The organism is Caballeronia hypogeia (genome assembly GCF_001544875.2).
GTDB lineage: Bacteria > Pseudomonadota > Gammaproteobacteria > Burkholderiales > Burkholderiaceae > Caballeronia > Caballeronia hypogeia.
On the sequence record NZ_FCOA02000068.1, the window covers coordinates 1 to 5,932 of the forward strand.

Annotated in this window: 8 protein-coding genes; 7 read left to right on the forward strand and 1 reads right to left on the reverse strand. The window is 57.6% G+C overall.

Features of this window, described 5'->3' with window-relative positions:
* Positions 1 to 77 precede the first annotated feature (77 nt).
* The 7 genes from AWB79_RS37720 to AWB79_RS37750 all read left to right on the forward strand — a co-directional run bounded on the left by AWB79_RS37720 (position 78) and on the right by AWB79_RS37750 (position 5,580).
* Positions 78 to 737 (forward strand): ABC transporter ATP-binding protein, encoded by a 660-nt coding sequence (locus AWB79_RS37720; protein ID WP_074169498.1) that lies wholly within the window; start codon positions 78 to 80, stop codon positions 735 to 737.
* Positions 734 to 1,600, forward strand: a complete 867-nt coding sequence (locus AWB79_RS37725; protein ID WP_061172566.1) for an ABC transporter permease — start codon at positions 734 to 736, stop codon at positions 1,598 to 1,600. The genes AWB79_RS37720 and AWB79_RS37725 overlap by 4 nt, the downstream gene beginning before the upstream one ends.
* A complete protein-coding gene (locus AWB79_RS37730; protein WP_061172567.1) occupies positions 1,597 to 2,406 on the forward strand; it encodes an ABC transporter permease in 810 nt (269 codons plus the stop codon). The genes AWB79_RS37725 and AWB79_RS37730 overlap by 4 nt, the downstream gene beginning before the upstream one ends.
* 55 nt (positions 2,407 to 2,461) lie before the next feature.
* Entirely contained in the window at positions 2,462 to 3,508 is a 1,047-nt protein-coding gene (gene ltaE, locus AWB79_RS37735; RefSeq protein ID WP_445343951.1) for a low-specificity L-threonine aldolase, read from the forward strand.
* Positions 3,509 to 3,522: 14 nt separating this feature from the next.
* Positions 3,523 to 4,191, forward strand: coding sequence for a dihydroxyacetone kinase subunit DhaL (dhaL, locus tag AWB79_RS37740; protein WP_061172572.1), 669 nt, complete (start codon positions 3,523 to 3,525; stop codon positions 4,189 to 4,191).
* On the forward strand, positions 4,172 to 5,155 hold the full coding sequence (gene dhaK / locus AWB79_RS37745) for a dihydroxyacetone kinase subunit DhaK (protein WP_061172569.1): 984 nt from the start codon (positions 4,172 to 4,174) through the stop codon (positions 5,153 to 5,155). Before dhaL ends, dhaK begins: the two co-directional genes overlap by 20 nt.
* 62 nt (positions 5,156 to 5,217) lie before the next feature.
* Positions 5,218 to 5,580 carry a cupin domain-containing protein gene (locus AWB79_RS37750; protein WP_061172570.1) on the forward strand — a complete coding sequence of 121 codons (363 nt, stop codon included), beginning with the start codon at positions 5,218 to 5,220 and terminating at the stop codon, positions 5,578 to 5,580.
* 35 nt (positions 5,581 to 5,615) lie between these two features.
* Here the strand turns inward: AWB79_RS37750 and AWB79_RS37755 are convergent, their stop codons facing one another.
* Positions 5,616 to 5,879 carry a LysR substrate-binding domain-containing protein gene (locus AWB79_RS37755; protein WP_061172571.1) on the reverse strand — a complete coding sequence of 88 codons (264 nt, stop codon included), beginning with the start codon at positions 5,877 to 5,879 and terminating at the stop codon, positions 5,616 to 5,618.
* Between the last annotated feature and the right edge of the window lie 53 nt (positions 5,880 to 5,932).

The window sequence follows — 5,932 nt, forward strand, 5'->3', positions numbered from 1 at the left end:
CGACTCAACGCTTGACGGAGGTCGGACCATGACAAATCTTTAACTGCAAATCTGTCCGTCGGAGCGGGTCAATCTCAGTGTTGGAACTCGTCGGCTTGTCGAAGTATCGGACGCGCTATCCGCGCCAGATGTCCGGGGGGCAGCAACAGCGGGTTGCACTCGCTCGGGCGCTGGTTGTCCATCCTGACGTCCTTTTGCTTGACGAGCCACTCTCCAATCTCGACGCGAAACTTCGAGAGGGGATGCAGGAGGAGCTAAGGCACATCCAAAGTCACTTTGACACGACCACGATTATGGTGACCCACGACCAGGCGGAGGCGCTCGCTTTGTCGGACCGCGTGGTGGTGATGAGCGAGGGCAAGATTGAGCAAATCGATGTGCCGGAACGAGTGTACGACGCACCGGCGACCTCTTTTGTCGCCAGCTTCTTAGGAAAAGCCAATCAGCTGCCAAGCTTTGCGCTGGCCCAGTTGGGTGCCTCGCAGACTTCGACGATGCCTTTCATTCGCCCCGAGAAATTTACATTTTCGGGGTCTGGACTGCCTGGCACGGTCACTTCGCGAATGTTCCTGGGCACGCAGTGGCAGTACCAGGTTGAGACCGCGTTCGGCGTCGTGACTATGACCCGCCCTCACGACGGGGCATGGGCACCACCGCGTGGCTCCGCTGTTCACCTCCGCCTTACTGAGGCAGAGCGTGTAAGCGTAGACAAAACCCGAGTTGCGGGGGAAATATGAACTACGCAACTCGCAAGCGGCAAGCCGTTCTGTTCACGACACTGCCCGGGCTTGTCACCATAGGCTTGATGCTTCTGGTTCCACTGGCGTCGCTCGGTTTTTTATCTTTCAACACCTATGACGTCAACTCCGGCATCAAATCCGCGTTTTCGTTCGAGAACTACGTCGCTATATTCACGGACTCCTACTACGGATTGGTATTCGTACGGACGCTTCGAATCGCCTTTGCGGTGACGTTTCTGTCGGTCTGTGCGGGAACTCTCGAAGCGGTTGTTCTGTCGCGGATGAACCCGAAGTATCGAAGCATTTTGTTGCTCGTGAACTTCGCGCCTCTCCTGATTTCCGTCGTATCTCGAACGCTCGGTTGGGCCCTGCTCATCGGTCCCATGGGAATTCTCAATGAGATGCTGACCGGTGTCGGCATCCTCGACTCGCCTTTGCGCCTGATGTACACGGAAACGGGGGTAATTGTCGCCCTGACACACGTGCTGGTCCCGTTTGTCGTTATTGCAGTCTGGACGGCGCTTGGCCGCGGAGACCCCTTAGTTGAGAAGGCCGCAGTCGCAATGGGGGCAAGTCCGTTCACGGTTTTCCGCAGAATCATTCTGATGCAGGCGTTGCCGGGCATCCTCTCCGGCGGTGTAGTCGTCTTCTCACTTGCAGCCAGCGCGTTCGCCACGCCTCAAATCATCGGCGGGGCACGTCTCAAGGTCGCGTCTACGCTTGCCTATGACGAGTTCCTGAACACAATGAACTGGCCCCTCGGAGCGGCCGTCGCGGTCGTTTTGATTCTGGTGATTGTCGCCATCGTGACTCTTGGAAGTCGGATGGTGGAGAAACGCTTCCCACAGGTGTTCAAATGAAAAACGGCCCGTTCGCCTTGGCGTTCCACACGTGTTTCATCGTGTTTCTCATCGCACCTATTGTGGTGGTCTGTTTGGTCGCATTTACCCCGACGCCGTATCTGTCTCTGCCGACGACCGGCTTGTCTCTTCGATGGTTCAGGGAAATGCTGGGGCGCCCCGATTTCATCGAGGCCCTGCGCACCAGTGCAGTACTCGGAGCGGTATCGGCGTCGATTGCTGTGGCAATTGCGATTCCGTCCGCTTTGGCTGTGACCCGCTTTGACTTTCGACTGAAAGGGGCGTTCGTGGCGACGCTGCAATCGCCACTGATGATTCCATCTGCGGTCCTGGGCGTTTCTTATCTTCGCTATCTGACCCAGCTCAAATTCTACGGAACGTTGACGGGCTTGGTCGTCTGTCACGTGATTATCGTGATGCCTTTCGCGCTCCGGCTGGTCATGGCGGCAGCTGTGGGCCTTGACCGACGTGTCGAAGACGCCGCCGTCTCGCTCGGTGCTTCCACTTGGGTTACCTTCAGGCGCATCTTGGTGCCGCTCATCCTTCCGGGGCTCGCGAGCGGATGGATTCTTGCCTTCATTACGAGCTTCGACGAAGTGACCATGACCGTCTTCGTGGCATCGCCGACGGTGACTACGCTCCCGGTGAAGCTGTTCCTCTTTATCCAGGACAACATCAACCCGCTCATCGCGGCTGTGTCTGCGAGCCTCATCGTGATGACCATCCTCCTGATGGTGCTGCTCGACCGCATTTATGGCCTCGAACGCATCTTCGCCGGCGGCGACAGCATCAAGGCAAAAAAGTAGAAGGATTCGTTGGCTCAAACACAAACGAATGAAACCCGAGACCGTGGAGCATAAGGTGAATCAAATCAAGTGTGATTTCCGAAGTGACACCGTTACGCGTCCGTCAGAAGGCATGCGCCAGGCGATGGCTACCGCTGAGGTAGGTGACGACGTTCTGGGAGACGACCCGACCATCCATCGTCTCGAAGCGCTTGCTGCCGAGCTTACGCAGAAGGAGGCAGCCATCTTCGTGTCCAGCGGGACCCAATCGAATCTGCTCGCAATCATGGCGCACTGCCAGCGCGGTGAGGAATACATCGTTGGACAGATGGCACATTGCTATCGATGGGAAGCGGGCGGGGCGGCTGTGTTGGGCAGCGTGCAGCCTCAGCCGATTGAAAACGAAAGCGATGGCTCCATTCGCCTTGAGCGCATCGCGGCAGCGATAAAGCCCGATGACCCACACTTCGCGATTACGCGACTACTGGCGTTGGAGAACACCTGGAACGGCCGTGTCCTTCCGAGCGAGTACGTGCATCAAGCGACCGACTTGGCTAGGACTCAAGGTCTTGCGACCCATCTGGACGGAGCGCGAGCGTTCAATGCGAGCTCAGCGATGGACATGGATATTGCTGAGGTCGTCGCGCCGTTTGACTCCGCTTCACTTTGCCTCTCAAAAGGACTGGGTGCACCGGTCGGCTCGGTGTTGGTGGGACCTCACGACGTTATCGGTCGCGCACGCCGGCTGAGAAAGATGCTCGGTGGCGGCATGCGTCAGGCTGGCGTGCTCGCGGCGGCAGGGCTGTATGCCCTGGCGCATAACGTCGAACGACTGAAAGAAGACCACGCATTAGCGATGGAATTGGCTGACGCGCTACAGCAGTTCAACGGACTCAGCGTACATCCGCCACAGACCAACATGGTCTTCGTTGATGTCGAGCCCTCCATCGCGAAGTCCTTCGCTTCGCATCTGTCCGCGAATGGTGTCGCAGTCACGATGCTTCGCGATGGGGCGCGCCAGCGCTGGGTGACCCACCTTGACGTGACACGCGAACACGTCGCGATGGTGGCGTCAATTGTGGACCAGTTTTTCACGCAAGCGTCCGCGCTCGCGGAGCAATGATGAGAGGAGACGATATGAACGGAGCCAAGGTGTCTAGCTTGGTCGTGGCTGCCCATGCCGCGGTTGAACGGAACAAAGACGAGATTGCATCCCTCGACCAAGCCATTGGCGACGGTGACCATGTCTTCAATCTTCTGCGAGGCTTCGGCGCAGTCGCGGCATTAGTGGGGACCATCGAACAGTTGCCTCTCCACGCCGCATTGAAGCTCTCGTCACAGAAGGTCCTTTCGACTGTTGGCGGTTCCTCCGGCCCCTTGTTCGCATCACTTTTGCTGGGGATGAGCAAGTCCCTGGCTTCCGATGCTGACAGCGAAATTACGACCGACAAGGTTGCCGACGCATTTGCTGCCGGTGTGTCAGAGATGCAGCGATGGGGAAAGACCGGCACTGGGAGCAAGACGATGATGGACGTCCTCATTCCGGTCATGCAGGAGTTCATGAAGCTTGCTCAATCGGGAGCAAGTGCACGACAGATTCTTGTCTCTCTCCCCAAGGTGGCAACCGATGGGTGTCAAGCGACAAAGGACATGGTCGCGACGAAGGGCCGCGCGTCTTTCATGGGCGAGCGGTCAAAAGGGCACATTGACCCAGGCGCACGGTCTTGTGAAGTCATGATTCGTGCGGTTTGCGAGCAGATTCTGAGTGATGCGACGGAGAGCAAAAATGAAGAAGTTCATGAATGACCCTGAAACGTTCATCGAAGACAGTCTCAAGGGTTTCGCGCTGGCTCATGCAGACATCTGCGATGTCACACTGAATCCGTCAGTCGTAACACGAAAATCGCTCAGGCGGGAAAAGGTTGGACTCGTCTCGGGCGGTGGTTCTGGACATGAGCCAATGCACAGCGGTTTCGTCGGCAAAGGGATGCTCGACGCCGCTTGCCCTGGCCAGATTTTTACGTCACCTACGCCTGACCAAATGATGGAAGCCGCTCGGCTGGTCGACACCGGCGCCGGCGTTCTGTTCATCGTCAAGAACTACTCGGGCGACCGCATGAACTTCGAGATGGCAGCCGAAATGTCCGAGAACAAGGTCGCAATGGTCGTCGTCGATGACGATGTTGCGGTCGAGGACTCGACGCACACCACGGGCCGACGCGGAGTGGCGGGGACCGTGATTGTTGAAAAGCTGGTAGGAAGCCTTGCTGAGAGCGGCGCAAATCTAGAAGCCTGCGTCGCTTTCGCCGAGCGGATTACCGGGAGCATTGCCTCGATGGGCGTGGCCTTTAGCAGTTGCACCGTTCCCGCGGCCGGGCGGCCGACTTTTCAGCTGGCTGATGACGAGATGGAATTCGGCGTCGGAATCCACGGTGAACCCGGGCGGCGGAGGGAGAAGATTGCGCCGACCGACGAGATTGTTGCCATGTTGCTCGACTCGATTTGCGAAGAGCTCAAGCCGTCTTCGGGCTCAGAGGTGCTGCTCCTCGTGAATGGTTTGGGTTCCACGCCACTCTCAGAGCTATATCTAGTCATGAATTCGGCGAGCAAATGGCTCAATCGCCGCGAGGTGGCGGTGGCGAGGTCGCTGGTTGGAGACTACACCACGGCTCTCGAGATGGCGGGCATCTCCCTCACCCTCTGCAAGCTCGACGAAGAGATGAAGATTCACTGGGACGCTCCGGTGCATACCGCTGCGTTGCGCTGGTAGAAGCGGGCAGCGCCGTGTGCGTTGCGTCAATGGTCGTTCAAACTAACGGGAGTTTCGCATTTATGTCGACGAAGGCACTGGCTTATTCACAGGTTTCACCGGAGGTCATCGAGAAGTTTTCGCCGCCGGACACGTTGGTCAAAGGTAACCCCAAGCAAAAGGTTCACTCGTTCTACGCTGCGAACAACGCAAACTTTCGCACGGGAATCTGGGAGGGTGAGGTAGGCGCATACCGCCTTGAGTTTCCTGCAGGTAAGCATGAATTCTTCGTGCTCAAGACCGGAGAGGTGAAGGTGCACTCCGACGACGGTTCGGTCGTCACTATTTCGGAAGGCGAGGCCTGTGTTCTTCCTGGTGGATTCAAGGGCGTGTTCGAAATTACGAAATACGCCGCCAAGCACTTTGTGGTTCTGGAGCAGGCCTAATTCGTCGCAGTTCCAGTCGTAGTTTTCGCTTGCTACTAGCCTTCTCGGCCCGCTTCTGCGGACGAGAAGGCTTTTAAGTTTTCGGTCAGCGCTTGGAGGACCGTGTTCACTGCCGAGGGCATGCGACGACCAGCTTTTCCAAAGAGCTGAATCTCGGTGTGCTTCAGGCTGTCGTCCGAGAGTGTGACGCCGGCGAAGGCACCCAACTGAAGTCCGTTCGCGCAGGCGTACAGCGGGCCAAAGGCAATGCCGAGATTGTTCTCGACGAATAGCCTGGCGGTTTCAAGGTTGAAGCGCAACGGCGGATTTAATGTTTAGAGCCCATGAGGTTGAGCTGCGGAAGCGAGTGTGG

What these genes read in the sequence shown, in the direction of transcription:
- AWB79_RS37725 (WP_061172566.1), top strand. Translation starts at nt 734, where the DNA reads ATGAACTACGCAACTCGCAAGCGGCAAGCCGTTCTGTTCACGACACTG.
- AWB79_RS37730 (WP_061172567.1), top strand. Translation starts at nt 1,597, where the DNA reads ATGAAAAACGGCCCGTTCGCCTTGGCGTTCCACACGTGTTTCATCGTG.
- dhaL (WP_061172572.1), top strand. Translation starts at nt 3,523, where the DNA reads ATGAACGGAGCCAAGGTGTCTAGCTTGGTCGTGGCTGCCCATGCCGCG.
- dhaK (WP_061172569.1), top strand. Translation starts at nt 4,172, where the DNA reads ATGAAGAAGTTCATGAATGACCCTGAAACGTTCATCGAAGACAGTCTC.
- AWB79_RS37750 (WP_061172570.1), top strand. Translation starts at nt 5,218, where the DNA reads ATGTCGACGAAGGCACTGGCTTATTCACAGGTTTCACCGGAGGTCATC.